The following is a 15,449-nucleotide window of genomic DNA, read 5'->3' as shown; positions in this document are numbered from 1 at the left end:
CTCTGACCTGGGCCTCAACTGCTGAGAACTGTGGAGCGGGTGACGAGAATCGAACTCGCACTCTCAGCTTGGGAAGCTGATGTTCTACCACTAAACTACACCCGCGAAAGACGCCGCATGAAGCGGGGTCGTAACGTCGCACACTCTACCTCATCCCGGGCCCCAGGCGCTCTCGCCTCGGGGCCTTCGCGCTGTCCGGGAGGTGGATGGCCGGTGCGGGGGGAGGGAGTTGGGGCGTACCGTGGATTGTGGTCGTGCCGCCTGGAGAGGCGTCCCTTTCGTACCGTAATGTGGGCTTTCGTCGTCGGCTCGGAGACGAGCGAGGAACGTGTGGGTACGTGCGCGTACGGGCGCGTACGAGCTCACCTACGACAGCTCACCCACGACTTGGGGAAGGGACTCGAAGACTTGATGGAGCGCACCGTCGTCCGATGTGCCGAAGGGCACGTGTTCAGCACCGCTTCGTTCCCGATGCAGCAGGCGGACCGCCTCGGTCCTGGCCGGCTCATCCGCTGTCCGCGCTGTGCCCGGCTCCGGCACGCCGTGCCGGTGACCTTGCAGCGGCGGTAGGGCGAGACGCGGAAGCCGGAGTCGAAGCGGAAGCCGGAGCGGCACCGAAGCGGAACCGGAGCGGAAGCGGAAGCCGGAGTCGAAGCGGAAGCGGGAGCGAGCACGGGGCATCCGGGCGCGCGGGAACCTGTCCGATTGGGGAGGGCCCGCGCGCTCTGCGTATCCTCGGTGCGTGCTTCTCTCAGACAAGGACATCCGGGCCGAGATCGACTCCGGACGCGTACGGATCGACCCGTACGACGAATCCATGGTGCAGCCCTCGAGCATCGACGTGCGGCTGGACCGCTACTTCCGGGTGTTCGAGAATCACCGCTACCCACACATCGACCCCTCCTGCGAGCAGGCCGACCTGACGCGGCTCGTGGAGCCCGAGGGCGACGAGCCGTTCATCCTGCACCCGGGTGAGTTCGTGCTCGCGTCGACGTACGAGGTCGTCAGCCTGCCCGACGACCTCGCGAGCCGGCTGGAGGGGAAGTCGAGCCTCGGGCGCCTCGGGCTCGTCACGCACTCCACCGCCGGGTTCATCGACCCCGGCTTCTCGGGGCACGTGACCCTGGAGCTCTCGAACCTCGCGACGCTGCCGATCAAGCTCTGGCCGGGCATGAAGATCGGGCAGCTGTGTCTGTTCCGGCTCACCTCGTCCGCCGAGGAGCCCTACGGGTCGGAGCGGTACGGGTCGCGTTACCAGGGACAGCGCGGGCCCACCGCCTCCCGTTCCTTCCTCAATTTCCATCGGACCCAGGTGTGACATCCAGCATGAGTGACGTGCGCGAGAACCTTACGTACGAGAAGTTCGGCGGCGCTGTGCGAGAGCTCGCGCAGACGATCGCCGACGACGGGTACCGGCCCGACGTGATCATCTCCATCGCCCGCGGTGGCGTCTTCGTCGCGGGCGGGCTCGCGTACGCGCTCGACTGCAAGAACATCCACCTCGTGAACGTGGAGTTCTACACCGGGGTCGGCACGACCCTGGAGATGCCCGTCATGCTCGCGCCCGTCCCCAACGTCATCGACTTCACCGACAAGAAGGTGCTCATCGCCGACGATGTCGCCGACACCGGGAAGACGTTGAAGCTCGTGCACGACTTCTGCCTCAGCCACGTGGCCGAGGTGCGGTCCGCCGTGATCTATGAGAAGTCGCACTCCCTCGTGAAGTGCGAGTACGTGTGGAAGCGCACGGACGAGTGGATCAACTTCCCGTGGAGCGTCGAGCCGCCGGTCGTGAAGCGGGCGGGGCAGGTCCTCGACGCCTGAGCGCGGATCGGGTACCCGGACGGTCGTTACCGGACGGAGGACGGACGTAGAGAAGGGCCCCGGCGAGACTGGTTCGCAGTCTCGCCGGGGCCCTTCTCGTGCCGGTACGTCAGGTCGTCAGAGCGTCAGGACGTCAGAGCGCTAGAACGTGCCCAGCTTGATGATCGACAGGATCGCCAGCAGCTGGATCGCCGACGCCCCCAGCGCCTTCGGCCACGGCAGGTCGTGGGACCTGCTGACCATCAGCGTGAGCAGCGTGCCCGCCGCGATCCAGGTCGCCCAGCCGAGCAGCTGGACGAAGGCGTTGCCGCCGCCCAGGAACATCGCGACGATCACGCGCGGCGCGTCCGTCATCGACATGATCAGCATGGAGAGGCCGACCGTCGGCTGCCACGCGCCGTCGCCGCCGAGCTGGCGGGCGAGGGTGTGCGTGACCACGCCCAGGATGAAGGCGCTGATGGTGATCGCGACGCCGGTGGTGAGGACGTAGGGGACCGCCGACGACAGCGTCGCGTTGATCGCGTCGTCGCGGGCCTCGTCGAATCCGAAGATCGCGAGCGCGCCGTAGAGGAACGTGACGACGAGGGCGGGGCCCCACATCGCGTAGTCCCGCATCTGCAGGAAGGTGGGGGCGGGGCGCAGCACGATGCCGCGCAGCAGGTCCTTCCAGTGCAGGCGGGGGCCCACGGGCGGGGCGCTCGCCTGGCCGGCGCGGTAGGTGTCGCCCTGGGTGTAGGGGTCCTCGCCGATGGAGAAGGCCTGGGTGCTGCCGGGGTTGTTGGCCGCGTACGGGTCGTAGCCGCCCTGGCCCTGCCCCTGACCGTGTCCGTCGGGGCCGCCGAAGTACTCGGGCTCGCCGTGCTGACCGCCGCCGGCCTGCGGCCACTGCTGACCGCCACCGCCGTACTGCCGGCCGCCCTGCGGGTGCCCGCCGTGCTGCTGCCCGCCGTGCGGGGCACCGCCGCCGTACTGCGGGCCGCCCCCGCCGTACTGCTGCTGCGGGTTCGACGGCGCGGGTGGGTAGCCGTACGGGCGGCCCTGCGGGGCCTGCTGTCCGTACGGCTGCTGCCGCGGTTGTTGTTGCGGTTGCGGGGCGCGGTTGTCCCGGCCGCGTCCGATCCTGAATCCAGCCACGAATCGAACGTACCTGGTCTTCGGGGGTGGGGTCGTCCCTCCTCGGGAGGAGAAGGGCTTTGCTGCCGACCTGTGACAACCCCTAGGGGGACCCTGAAGGGTTTGCCACAGGTCGGCGGGTGGTCGCGGGAGGGCCGGGGGCACCCGCGGGGCGGGGGATATGCGGGGCGGAGTGGGGTGCGGCGGGGGCGTGCGGGGCGTGCGCGGAGTACGGGTGCGCGTCAGCGGGCGAGCACCGCTCCGTATGCGAGCGGGACCGAAGAGGCGGGCAGGCCCAGGGAGTTCGGGGTGAGGACCGTGCCGCCCGCCGTGACGGAGGGGAGGTTCCAGACGCCGCCCGCCGACGCGTTCTCGCCGGGTGCGGCGGCCGAGAGGTCCGGGCGGCCGTCGCCGTTGTGGTCGGCGGTGTCCAGGGCCGCGCCGAACGTGTCGCCCGCCTCGGCGGCACCCGGGATGTTCGGCGAGTCCTGCTGGTACGCGACCGCGCCGGTCGCCGAGCCGTCCGCCTTGAGGATGCCCTTCGCTCCGCCCTTGAGGACGGTGACGGCGCCCGCGCGGGCGGCGCTGCCGATGGCTTCGCCGGGGGCGCCCGCGATCAGGTCGTCCTTGCCGTCGCCGTCGATGTCCGCGACGGCGAGGGCGTTGCCGAAGTCGTCACCCTTTTCGGCGACGCCCGGGACCCCCGGGGTGTCCTGGTTGAGGGTCTGGCCCTGCCACACGAGACCGCCGCCGTCCCCGTAGTGGATGTGGATGCCGCCGCCCTTGGCGATCTCCTCGGGCCCGCAGGGGTCGTCGATGTTCTCGTCGGCGATCTCGCGGCAGTTGCCGAGGGCGAGGTCGTCGTGGCCGTCGCCGTTGAAGTCGCCGGTGGCGAGCGCGTTCGCGGCGCTGTTGTCGCTGCTCCAGGTCAGGCCGAAGTCGCCCTCGAACTCGTTGTCCCTGTCGTAGCGGTAGAGCTGGACGTGGGACTGGGTGTAGCCGAGGCTCTGCTTGTAGTAGGCGACGGCGAGCTCGGGGTGGCCGTCGGAGTCGTAGTCGCCGGTCGTCATGACGGGGGCGCGGCCGCCCATCGGCCGGCCCATGAGGGGCCGGGTGTCGGCGGTGAACGGGTTGCCGTTGAAGACGACCTGGTCCTTGCCGCCGATCGCGAGGTCGACGTCGGTGTCGCCGGTGAAGTCGGCGGCTGCCAGGGCGTTTCCGTACGCGTCGCCGGACTTCGCGCCGCGGGCCGCGGTGTTGGCCAGGGCGAAGCCGTCGCCGGTGCCGTACAGCACGGTGACGGAACCCGCGTCCGTCCTGGCGTCGATGTCCTCGCCGGGGGCGCCGATGACGAGGTCGGCGAACTCGTCGTCGTCGATGTACGCGGTGGTGAGCGCGCCGCCGAAGCGGTCACCGGCCTCCGGGGTGCCGGGGACCTCGACGGTGGCCTGGGTGATGCGCCGTACGTCGTGCGGGCTCGGGCCGTCCTCCCCACCGAAGACGACGCTCACGTACCCGGCCTTCGCCTTGCCGTCGACGGTGGCGCCGGGCACGCCGACGGCGAGGTCCGCGTACCCGTCGCCGTCGAAGTCGCTCTTCACCTGCGCCGCCGGGGGCGGTGCCGCGGCGGCCGCGGTGCCGGTGGCGAGGGGGAGGGCGAGGCCGGTGGCGGTCAGGACGGTGGCGGCGGCGAGGGCGAGGGTGCGTGTGTGCACGGGAGCTCCTGGTCTGTGGTGGGGAGGCGGTCCGGGCTGCCGCGTCAGTCCGCGAAGTTCGCGCCGAAGCGCGGGGTGCCCGTGGCGGAGATGCCGACCGTCGAGGTGTAGATGCCGGACGTGCCCGTGAGGGAGCCGTTCGCCTTGCTGGTCAGGGGGTAGACGGCGCCGTTCTGGCCGTTCTCGCCGTACGCGCCTACCATGACGTCGCCGCGGCCGTCGCCGTTGAGGTCGTCGACGTGCACGTCCGAGCCGAAGAAGTCGTGCTTCTCGTTGGAGTTGGGCACGCCGGGGGTGTTCTGGCTGAGCAGGACCGCGCCGCTCGTGGTCAGGCCGGAGCCGTCGGCCTTGCCGTAGACGACGGTGACCGCGCCCGCGTCCTGGTACCCGTCGAGGTCCTCGCCCGCGGAGCCCACGACCAGGTCGAGGTGGCCGTCGCCGTTGATGTCGCCGAGGTCGAGCTCGTTGCCGAACGAGTCGCCCTTCTCGCCCGAGCCCGGCACGCCCGCGCTGTCCTGCGTGATGACCTGCGTGTCGCCGTACGGGCCGTTCGCGGCGCCGTGCACGACGTGCACCGAGCCGCCCTTGTGGGCGCCGTCGATGCCGTCGTCCCATTCGAGACCGATGATGACGTCGCCGTACCCGTCGCCGTCGGTGTCGCCGATGTCGGTGATGAGGCCGCCGGGCAGCCGCTGCTGGCCCGAGGTCTTGAGCCCGGACGCGGTGCCGGGCAGCCACAGGTTGGCGTTGTACTCGTCGGCCGTGGAGTAGCCGTCGACGACGAGGTCGTCCCGGCCGTCGCCGTTCACGTCGCCGGAGTGCAGGTTGAAGGGGCCCGCGTCCTCGCCGCTGATGATGGCGGGCTTGACCGTGTAACGGCTGCTGCCGGTGCCGTGGGCGCGGGAGATCCTGCCGTCCAGGACATCGATGGTGGCCGCGCCGGAGCGGGCGCCGATGGCCAGGTCCGTGGCGCCGTCGCCGTCGAAGTCGCCGGCCTCGATGGGCCCGCCGAAGTAGTCGTGCCCGGTCGGGCGCGGGTCCTGCACCGTCGTACCGCCGGAGAGTCCGCTCGCGGAGCCCCACAGGATCTGGGCGGTGCCGCCGTCTTTGTCGCTGCCGACGTCCTCGCCGGGCGCGCCGACGGCGAGGTCGTCGTAGCCGTCGCGGTCGAAGTCGCCGTATGCGGTGTCGTAGCCGAACGTGTCGCCCGCCTCCGCGGTGCCGGGGACGCCCGCGCTGTTCTGGCTGAAGGTCTTGTGGCGCAGGGTGCTTCCGCCGTACGTGACGGTGACCTGGCCCGCCGCGCCCTGGCCGGCGACGGTGGCGCCGGGCGCGGTGGTGGCGAGGTCCGCGACGCCGTCGCCGTTGAAGTCCGCCTCGTGCGAGGGCAGCGGTCCGGCGGGCGCGGCGTGGGCGGCCGTACCGGCGAGCAGCCCACCGGTCAGCGCGACGGTGACGGCGGTCGCCGCGGCGAGGCGGCCGCGTCCGGAGCGTGCGGTGGAGGTGCGCTTGTACGTGGCCATGCGGGTCTCCTGGGGCATGCGCGGTCGAGTGTGCCGGGAACGGGCGCGTTCACCGGGTGTTGGCCCTGGCGTCACGCCGCGATCGGCGAAGAGGAGACCTGTGATGGGGCACAAGGGTTGTACGGGGAGGGGGAGTTGGAGGGTGTGGGTGGGGTGGGGATTGTCTGCGAAGGGATGGCGTGAGGAAGGGGCGGGCTGAAGTTCTTCAGCCCGCCCCTTCTCAGCCTGTCCGGCGCTTGAGGGGCAACTCGGCGGAGCCGGTGCTCAGGACGGTGCCCGACGGGCGGACGGACGGCCGGGCCGGACCTACTTCCCGATGACCTCCCCGTACGACCGCGCCCCCACGAGACCGAGCTTGCCGGGCGTCACCGACGTGACCGCCGGGCTGGGGCCGCCGCTCCGCGCGCTCGGGGCGTACCAGACGCCGCCCTTCGACGCGTCCTCGCCGGGCGCGCCCACCGCGGCGTCCGCGCGGCCGTCACCGTTGTAGTCGCCGGTCGCCACGGCCGCGCCGAAGCGGTCGTCCGCCTCGGCCGTGCCCGCGACGCCCGCGGAGTCCTGGCTGGTGGCGGGGCCGACGAAGGGCTTGCCCGCGCCGGTCGACGTGAGGCTCCAGTACGTGCCCGCGTCCTTCGCCGTGCCGACGGCCTCCGTGTCGGCCCCGGCGATCAGCTCGTCGCCGCCCGTCCCGTCGAGGTTGCCCGCGGCGAGGTGCGCGCCGAAGTTGTCCGCGGCCTCCGCGGTGTCGCCGACCTCGGGCGAGTCCTGCGTGGTGCAGGAGAGGCCGCCGTCGCCGAGCGCGCCGCCCTTCTTGTTGAAGACGGTGAGGATCGCGCCGCCGAGGCGTTCCGCGCAGTTCGTCCGCTCGGTCTCCGGGTTCGGCCGTACGTCGCCGATGGCGAGGTCCGCCGTGCCGTCGCCGTCGAAGTCGCCGGTGACCAGGCCGGACGGGGTGTAGTCCGACGTCTCCCACGTCGTCTTCCACGTACCGGACGCCTTGTTCAGGATCTCCGTGCCGGTGTCCTCCATGGCGTTGTGCGACACGGCGATGTCGTCGCGGCCGTCGCCGTCGAAGTCACCGGTGGCGAGGGCGGTCGGGCCCTGGCCGAAGTGCCAGCTCTTGACCTGGGACACGGTGGCGGGCGAGCCCGGGGTGAAGGGGCCGCGCCGCACCTTGACCGCGTTGCGCTCGTCGGAACTGGCCGTGAAGGAGATGTCCTTGACGCCGTCCTTGTCGAAGTCGCCGGTGGCGATCAGCCGGCCGTAGGCGCTGCCGCCGAGGTCGCCGTTGGCGGCGGTGAAGCCGCCCTTGAAGCCGCTCGCGGAGCCCCACACGACGGCGATGGTGCCCGCGGCCAGGTTGTCGCCGCTGTCCTCGCCGGGCGTCCCGACGACCAGGTCGCTGTAGCCGTCGCCGTTCATGTCGTCCGAGGCGACGGCGGTGCCGAAGCCGTCGCCCGCCTCGACGGTGCCGGGCACCCCGGCGGTGGCCTGGCTGACGGTGGCGGAGCCGTGCTTGCCGAGGCCGTCGGCGCCGCCCCAGACGACGTTGACGTAACCGGCCTTGGCCTTGCCGTCGACGGTCGCGCCGGGGACGCCGACCGCGAGGTCCACGTAGCCGTCGCCGTTGTAGTCGGCGCGCAGCTTCGAGGGCGCGGCAGGTGCGGCGGACGCGCCGCCCGCCGTCAGACCGGTGACGCCGAGCGCGGTGACGGCGCAGAGCGCGGTGGCCGCGAGGACCTTGTTGCGCGCGGGCTTGCGGATGTGAGTGGACATGAGGGTTCCCCCAACTGTGGTGCTGTGTCTGTTAGCTGCCGCCACCTGCGGAGATGGCGGCCGGTGGCTGTCGGCCGGTGGTCAGCGGAGCGTGCGGCCGAAGTCCGCGCCCGTCCCGCCGACCCCGAAGTCCGAGCCGTTGAACGAGGCCGCGTACGACGAGGTCAGGCCCGTCGCCGTGCCGCGCAGGACCCACACCGCGCCGACGTCCCGCGTCGTGCCGATGTCCTCGCCGCTCGCGCCGGTCGCCAGGTCCGCCTTGCCGTTCTTGTTGATGTCCTTGAGGCGGACGGACGTGCCGAAGTGGTCGTTCTCCTCGGCGACGCCGGGCACGCCCGCGGTCTCCTGGTGCCAGGCCCGGCCCGAAGTGAACGTTCCGGCCGACGACGTGAGGACCGTGACGCTGCCCGCTCCGGCGACACCGTCGACGGTCTCGCCGGGCGCGCCCACCGCGAGGTCCGCGAGACCGTCGCCGGTCACGTCGCCCGCGGAGACGGAGCCGCCGAAGCCGTCGCCGCTCTCGCCGGCGCCGGGGACGCCCGCGCTGTCCTGGCTGTACGACACCGGGGCGCCGAACGCGCGGTCGCCGCCGCGCCGCACGGTGACCGAACCGCCCTTGCCGCCCGCCGTGTCACGGGCGTTGCCGGTGATCAGGTCGGTGTAGCCGTCGCCGTCGACGTCACCGGCGGTGATCGCGTCGCGCGTCGCCGTCGGGTCGTCGCCCTCGCCGAGGACCTCGGCCAGGTAGCCGTAGTCGCCGGCGCCGCCGTTCATGTGGGCGGTGTAGGCGCCGCCGTCCGCTCGTTCGCCCGACAGGACGAGGCTGATGTCGTTCTTGTGCTTGAAGTGGCCGGCGACCATGCCGTCCAGCTTGACGCCCTCGGGCAGGAAGTCGACCTCCAGGCCCCACACCCCGCCGTTCTCGCCGGCGCCGGAGTAGTAGTACCAGTTGTCGCCGCTGATCACGACGAGCTGCTCCGCGCCGTCCCCGTCGAAGTCGGTCCACACGGTGGCCTCGCCGTAGCGGCCCGAGGTGTCGGCCGGGGAGTTCAGGGCGCGGCCGCCGGTGGTGAAGGGCTTCTTGCCGCCGTAGACGATCGTGACGGAGCCGGACGGCTTGCCCTCGACCTGCTCGCCGGGGGCGCCGACGATGAGGTCGGCGAACCCGTCGCGGTTCACGTCGCCGGTGGTGACGTTCTCGCCGAACTCGTCGCCGGCCTCGGTGACTCCGGGCACGCCGGAGGTGTTCTGGGTGACGGTGACGGCGCGGCTCTGTGAGACGCCACCCGCCGAACCGAAGGTGACCGTCACGGAGTTGGACGAGGGCGAGCCGACCGCGAGGTCACGGTAGCCGTCGCCGTTGAAGTCGTCCTTCAGGGTGGAGGCGGCACTCGCCGAACCGGCCAGGGGCAGCGTCAGACCGGCGGCGGCGAGGGCCGCGACGCCGACGGTGACGGCCAGGTTTCTTACGCGCACGTGGAGCTCCCGGATGTGGGGGACAGGGCCCTGGTGGACCGCGGTCGGCCGCGGTCTCTCGGTGAGCCTCTGGGTATGGCTTCCGGGGTGTGTGACGCGTGAGGCGTACAGAGGGTTGCGCTTCGGGGGTGACGGGGTGACGGGCCGGTGTACGCGGGCCGTGCACCAATTAGCCCTGTTTGGCCCGAAGTTGTGGGCCTTACGCGGTCGCCTGCGGCCCTTCCCTCCCCGCTGCCGGTACGCGTCTGTTGCTCCCGTTGTCCGCCTACTTGTACGTGAACGTGGTGCCGCCCCGCACCTCGCCCGCCGTGAAGTACTGCACCCGCCCCGGATCCAGACCCTTCTCGGAGCCGCGGAGGACGAGGAACCCCGCGTGCGTCTTCGCCCGGCCCTCCCCGCCGTAGTACTTGCGCTTCTCGGTGCGGTGCTCGCCGCTCTCCCACTCGTCCGCGTGGACGACGACGTCGTCGCGGCCGTCCCCGTCGACGTCGAGCAGGGCGTCGGCGACGAACCCGGACCAGGTGTCGGGGCGCCCGTTCCTGCTCGGCAGCCCCTCGGTCAAGGGGCTCACGAACTGGGCGCGGTGCGGCTCGGGGCCCGTGTCGCCGCCGGGCAGCAGGGTGATCTCGCCCCCGGCCCGCGCCTTCGGCCGCGGGTCGCTGACGACCAGGTCGGGCCGCTCGTCGCCGTCGACGTCGCCGACGAGCGGCGCCTCGCCCCACAGCGCCCCGTGCCGTCCGGGGAGCCGCAGACCGGTGGCCGGGCGGCCCGCGCCGAGTCCGGCCCGCGCGCCGGGGGTGACCGTCACCTTGCCGGGGTTGTCGCCGCTCGCCGCGCGGCCGTTGGTGACCTGCGAGGAGCCGACGAGATCCGCGACGCCGTCGCCGTCCACGTCGGCGACGGTGCCGCCCCGCAGGCCGTCGGTGCCGGACATCGACGCGTACACCTCGGACGGCACCTCGGGACCCGCCACGAGGCCCTTCGCCGGATCGCCCCGGAAGTGGGCGACCGCCGTCAGGTCCTCGGGCGCCGAGTCGTCCTGCTCGGCGTCGAAGCCGTAGAGGAGGAGCGCGTCCGTGCGCCGGTCGCCGTCGACGTCCCCGACCAGGGCGTCGTAGGGGCTGATGTAGCCGTGCTGGCCGAGGTCGACGGGGGTGGTGCGGGCGGGCCTGCCCGCGCGGGTGAACGGGCCGTGCAGCACGGCGGCGGGGTCGGGCACGCCCGTCGCGCTGGTGTCCCCCGAGCCGCCGCGCCCGCCGTCGAGGAGGTCGGCCGCGCCGTCGCCGTCGAAGTCCCCGGTGGCCAGGACGCGGGTCTCCGGCGCCACCGCGAGGGGGCGCGGGGCGGACAGACCGCGCGGACCGCCGAACATCACGAAGGTCTGCCAGTCGTCGGACTCGCCGCGCGCGGCCACCAGGTCGGTGAAGCCGTCGCCGTCCAGGTCGGCGCGGTGCGGCGGGGTGAAGAACTCGTCGCCGCCGCGGCCCGTCAGACGGGCGGGCGACCCGGTGAGCAGACCCTTGGCGGAGCCGTAGAGGACGATCAGCGAGGCGGGGACCCGGCGCTTGTCCTGCGCGTCGAGCACGCGCGCGTAGTCGTCGTACCCGTCGCCGTTGAAGTCGCCGGGCGCGGGCGACGCGGCCGCCTTGCCCACGTCCGGACGCCCGTACTCCAGGGCACCGGTGTCCTTATCCTTCTCGCCGCCGGACGCGCCGCACCCGGCGAGCAGCACCGCCGCGCAGCACAGCGCGAGGGCCCTGGAGCGTGCGTTCACCGTGGAACCCCCGCCCCCGCCCCCGGCCGTCGGCCGCGCCATCAGCTCTCGCCCGGCGACAGGAACTCCTCGGTGGAGAAGGTGATCCGCGGCGTGCGGAAGACCAGGTCGATCGTCACGCCCGGGTAGACGCCGACGGTGTCGTGGCTGTCGCCGCGGTACGTGCGCAGCACCAGGTCGTCCCGTTCGTCGCCGTCGAAGTCGGCGACCTGGAGGACCTGGGTGGTGCCCTTCGCCGAGGGCACCACGAGCGCCGAGGCGTTGGGGTCGACGCCGTCCTCGCGTCCCCGGAAGACCCGCACGTCGCCGGCCCCGCCGCCGCTCCCGCTGCCCCGGCCGCTCATGACCAGTTCGCTCAGGCCGTCCCCGTCCAGGTCACCCGCGTCGACCGACACGTTCTTGGCCTCCAGGGAGCCGCGCAGGGTGCCGGGCACCTCGTAGCGCAGGGCGACGCCCTTCGGCGAGGCGATCGCCGCGTCCGTGCCCTTGCCCTTGCCGAAGCGGCCGAAGGCGATGTCCTTGCCGGCGGGGAAGAGCACGCCGGTCTCGTCGGGGCCCGTGGGGCCGCCCAGGACGAGGGCGCTGACGGCGGCGCCGGACGCGTTCGCGGCCTTGCGCACCAGCACGTCGTCGTAGCCGTCGCCGTCGACGTCCGTGGCGCGGCCCGTCACGAGGTTGTTGCCGGGCGCGGTGACGGGCTTTCCCGCGGCGCGCGCGGCGCCGGTCCGCTTGAACGGGCCGCGCAGGAAGGTGAGCCGGGCGCCGCTCGCGTGCAGGACGAGATCGTCGGCGCCGTCGCCGTCGAAGTCGCCGCACACCGGCTGGTCCGGCCAGTCGTTGCCGAAACGTGCCTGCGCGGGCACCTTCAGCTTCACGGCCTGGCCGGCCAGGCCCTTGGGCGAGCCGAAGAGGATCTGCAGCGGCACGGGCGGCTGCCCCTGCCCGTCGTACGGCGGATCGGTGGAGACGAGCAGATCCGTGAAGCCGTCCCTGTCGAGGTCGCAGGAGGCCTCGGACTCGAAGGCCGCGGGCAGCTGGCCCTTCGTACGGGCGCCGTTGGCGTGCGCGCTCAGCAGTTGCCGGGCGCCGGGGACGAGCCCGTCCTTGCCGCCGTAGACGATGCCGATGCCGGCGTCGTCGCCGTGGCCGCGGTGCACGAGGTCGTCGAGTACGAGGTCACGGGCGCCGTCACCGTTGAAGTCGTCGTCGACCTTGCTGCCGGTGCCGGCCGGCACGGGGCGCTGCGCCACGCCCTTGCCGGCCGTGCTGACCGGCCGGTCGCCGCTCTTGCCGTCGTCGTCGTTGCCCGCGCAGCCCGCGAGCAGCAGCGCGCAGCCCAGCGCCCCCGCCGCGAGGCGCACCGGTACGCCGGGTCTTCCGTCACTTCGTACGCCACGTATGCCTCGTATGCCTCGTATGCCAGCGCGTATGCCCGCCATCAACCCCGACCCCGACCGCCCCATGAGACAACAACCAGCACATGATGCTCCCGTTCACCGGAACCGTTAAGCCCGGTGGGATGCCGCTTAGGTCACTTGTCCATCACGGGGCGGGCTCCGCCGACCGTCCCCGACCGGGCGCAGGAACGCGGAAGGGCCGGCCCCGCCCGGAGGCGGAACCGGCCCTTTCAGGACCGCGATCGAAGCGGCCGCTCGGATCGGAGCGGCTACTTGGCGGGCTCGGGCTCCGGCTCGTCGACGGACTCGGCGTCGCCTGCCGGGTCGACCGGCGTCTTGACCGAGTCGAGCAGCAGCTGCGCGACGTCCACGACCTGCAGCGACTCCTTGGCCGCGCCGTCGTTCTTCTTGCCGTTGACCGAGTCGGTGAGCATGACGAGGCAGAACGGGCAGGCCGTCGACACGATGTCCGGGTTGAGGCTGAGCGCCTCGTCGACCCGCTCCGTGTTGATGCGCTTGCCGATGCGCTCCTCCATCCACATGCGCGCGCCGCCGGCGCCGCAGCAGAAGCCGCGCTCCTTGTGGCGGTGCATCTCCTGCTGGCGCAGGCCCGGGACCTTGTCCATGATCTCGCGCGGGGGCGTGTAGATCTTGTTGTGACGGCCCAGGTAGCAGGGGTCGTGGTAGGTGATCAGGCCCTCGACCGGGGTCACCGGGATCAGCTTGCCCTCGTCGATCAGGTGCTGGAGCAGCTGGGTGTGGTGGATGACCTCGTAGTCGCCGCCGAGCTGCGGGTACTCGTTGCCCAGGGTGTTGAGGCAGTGCGGGCAGGTGGCGACGATCTTCTTCGCCGTCCTCGGCTTGGCCGACTCGGGCGTGACCTTGCCGTCGTCGTCGAGGTCCTCGCCGAACGCCATGTTCAGCGCCATGACGTTCTCCTGGCCGAGCTGCTGGAACAGCGGCTCGTTGCCGAGGCGGCGGGCCGAGTCACCGGTGCACTTCTCGTCGCCGCCCATGATCGCGAACTTGACGCCCGCCATGTGCAGGAGCTCCGAGAACGCCTTGGTGGTCTTCTTGGCCCGGTCCTCCAGGGCGCCGGCACAGCCGACCCAGTAGAGGTACTCGACCTCGGTGAGGTCCTCGATGTCCTTGCCGACGACCGGCACCTCGAAGTCGACTTCCTTCGTCCACTCCAGGCGCTGCTTCTTGGCAAGGCCCCAGGGGTTGCCCTTCTTCTCCAGGTTCTTGAGCATCGTGCCCGCCTCGGACGGGAACGCGGACTCGATCATCACCTGGTAGCGGCGCATGTCGACGATGTGGTCGATGTGCTCGATGTCGACCGGGCACTGCTCGACGCAGGCACCGCAGGAGGTGCAGGACCACAGGACGTCCGGGTCGATGACGCCGTTCTCCTCGGCGGTCCCGATCAGCGGGCGCTCGGCCTCCGCGAGGGCGGCCGCGGGCACGTCCTTCAGCTGCTCCTCGGTCGCCTTCTCGTTGCCCTCCATGTCCTTGCCGCCGCCCGCGAGCAGGTACGGCGCCTTGGCGTGCGCGTGGTCGCGCAGCGACATGATCAGGAGCTTGGGGGAGAGCGGCTTGCCGGTGTTCCAGGCGGGGCACTGCGACTGGCAGCGCCCGCACTCGGTGCAGGTGGAGAAGTCGAGGAGGCCCTTCCAGCTGAACTGCTCGACCTGGGAGACACCGAAGACGGCGTCCTCGGCCGGGTCCTCCCAGTCGATCGGCTCGCCGCCGGAGGTCATCGGCTGCAGCTCGCCCAGCGTCGTGCCGCCACTCGCCTCGCGCTTGAACCAGATGTTCGGGAAGGCGAGGAAGCGGTGCCAGGCGACGCCCATGTTGGTGTTCAGGGAGACGACGATCATCCAGATGAAGGAGGTCGCGATCTTCAGCCCGGCGAAGAAGTACGTGAGGGTCTGCAGGGTGGAGAGGTCCATCCCCTCGAACCAGGACACGAAGGGGTACGAGATGAAGAACGAGGCCTCGTAGCCGTCGACGTGGTGCTGGGCGCCCTCCAGGGCGTGCAGCGTGAAGATGCAGACGCCGACGATGAGGATGACGGTCTCGACGAAGTACGCCTGGCCGGTCTTGGAGCCCGCGAAGCGGGACTTGCGCCCCGGCTTGCCGGGGCGGTTCAGCTGCCGGATGACGATCAGCGTGAGGATGCCGAGCACGGTCATCGTGCCGATGAACTCGACGAAGATGTTGTACGGCGCCCAGTCACCGATGATCGGCAGGATCCAGTCGGCCTTGAAGAGCTGGCCGAAGGCGTTGACGATCGTCAGCAGCAGTGAGAAGAAGCCCACCGCCACGAACCAGTGCGCGAAGCCGACGATGCCCCACCGGTTCATGCGCGTGTGGCCGAGGAACTCCTTGACCACGGTGAGGGTGCGCTGGACGGGGTTGTCGGTCCTGAGGCCGGCGGGCACGGGCTGACCGAGCCGCACGAACTGGTAGATCTGCAGGATGGCACGGCCGAACAGCGCGACGCCGACCGCGATTAGGACCAGCGACACGATGATCGCGGCGAGTTGCATTTGGGGGCTCCTCGGGCCTGCGAGGCGAACTATTACTAAGCGGTAACTTATGCAGTCCGTCTGAGACTACCCACTTACTCAGCCGCACTGTAGCCAGCAGGGCGGTGATCTGCGTCGCTCAGGCAACCCTTGCCGGGCAGGTGGTGTCGCCCGGTTCTCCAGGGGCACGGGGAACTGCGCGACCGGCCACGGCGAACCCGCAGGTGAACGAGGGGCCGCGGAAGCCCGCATTGCGCGTAAGTGCGGGATAAGAGTTGAGCCCCCTCGACTCAGCTCTGTTGACTCCGGCGAAGCGACCA

10 protein-coding genes and 1 tRNA gene are annotated in these 15,449 nt (G+C 71.6%); 2 read left to right on the top strand and 9 right to left on the bottom strand.

Annotated features, from left to right (window positions below; translation table 11 throughout):
* Positions 1-31: 31 nt before the first annotated feature.
* Positions 32-105: transfer RNA gene (locus tag ACZ592_RS10045), tRNA-Gly, on the bottom strand.
* Between the two features lie 637 nt (positions 106-742).
* Between ACZ592_RS10045 and dcd the strand changes: the two genes are divergently transcribed.
* Both dcd and ACZ592_RS10035 read left to right on the top strand, forming a co-directional pair.
* Positions 743-1,318, top strand: coding sequence for a dCTP deaminase (gene dcd / locus ACZ592_RS10040; protein WP_471581039.1), 576 nt, complete (start codon positions 743-745; stop codon positions 1,316-1,318).
* A gap of 8 nt (positions 1,319-1,326) precedes the next feature.
* Entirely contained in the window at positions 1,327-1,824 is a 498-nt protein-coding gene (locus tag ACZ592_RS10035) for a phosphoribosyltransferase (protein ID WP_471581038.1), read from the top strand.
* Between the two features lie 141 nt (positions 1,825-1,965).
* On the opposite strand, the gene ACZ592_RS10030 is transcribed toward ACZ592_RS10035, so the two are convergent.
* From ACZ592_RS10030 to ACZ592_RS09995, 8 genes are all read right to left on the bottom strand, one after another.
* The gene (locus ACZ592_RS10030; RefSeq protein WP_471581037.1) at positions 1,966-2,958 is read right to left on the bottom strand and encodes a Yip1 family protein; all 993 of its coding nucleotides are present in this window, start codon (positions 2,956-2,958) and stop codon (positions 1,966-1,968) included.
* A gap of 221 nt (positions 2,959-3,179) precedes the next feature.
* Positions 3,180-4,652 carry an FG-GAP-like repeat-containing protein gene (locus ACZ592_RS10025; protein WP_471581036.1) on the bottom strand — a complete coding sequence of 491 codons (1,473 nt, stop codon included), beginning with the start codon at positions 4,650-4,652 and terminating at the stop codon, positions 3,180-3,182.
* A gap of 44 nt (positions 4,653-4,696) precedes the next feature.
* A complete protein-coding gene (locus tag ACZ592_RS10020) occupies positions 4,697-6,175 on the bottom strand; it encodes a VCBS repeat-containing protein (RefSeq protein WP_471581035.1) in 1,479 nt (492 codons plus the stop codon).
* A gap of 306 nt (positions 6,176-6,481) precedes the next feature.
* The gene (locus tag ACZ592_RS10015; protein ID WP_471581034.1) at positions 6,482-7,951 is read right to left on the bottom strand and encodes a VCBS repeat-containing protein; all 1,470 of its coding nucleotides are present in this window, start codon (positions 7,949-7,951) and stop codon (positions 6,482-6,484) included.
* 81 nt (positions 7,952-8,032) lie between these two features.
* A complete protein-coding gene (locus ACZ592_RS10010) occupies positions 8,033-9,427 on the bottom strand; it encodes an FG-GAP and VCBS repeat-containing protein (RefSeq protein ID WP_471581033.1) in 1,395 nt (464 codons plus the stop codon).
* Between the two features lie 265 nt (positions 9,428-9,692).
* On the bottom strand, positions 9,693-11,201 hold the full coding sequence (locus tag ACZ592_RS10005; protein WP_471581032.1) for an FG-GAP repeat domain-containing protein: 1,509 nt from the start codon (positions 11,199-11,201) through the stop codon (positions 9,693-9,695).
* A 41-nt stretch (positions 11,202-11,242) separates the two neighbouring features.
* Positions 11,243-12,562: an FG-GAP repeat domain-containing protein gene (locus ACZ592_RS10000; RefSeq protein ID WP_471581031.1), complete on the bottom strand. Its 1,320-nt coding sequence runs from the start codon at positions 12,560-12,562 to the stop codon at positions 11,243-11,245.
* A gap of 305 nt (positions 12,563-12,867) precedes the next feature.
* Positions 12,868-15,150 (bottom strand): (Fe-S)-binding protein, encoded by a 2,283-nt coding sequence (locus tag ACZ592_RS09995; protein WP_471581030.1) that lies wholly within the window; start codon positions 15,148-15,150, stop codon positions 12,868-12,870.
* Positions 15,151-15,449 lie beyond the last annotated feature (299 nt).

The organism is Streptomyces sp. NPDC040622, assembly GCF_055593965.1.
Note: the sequence above shows the minus strand (reverse complement) of the source record. Positions and strands in the feature narration are given on the sequence as shown.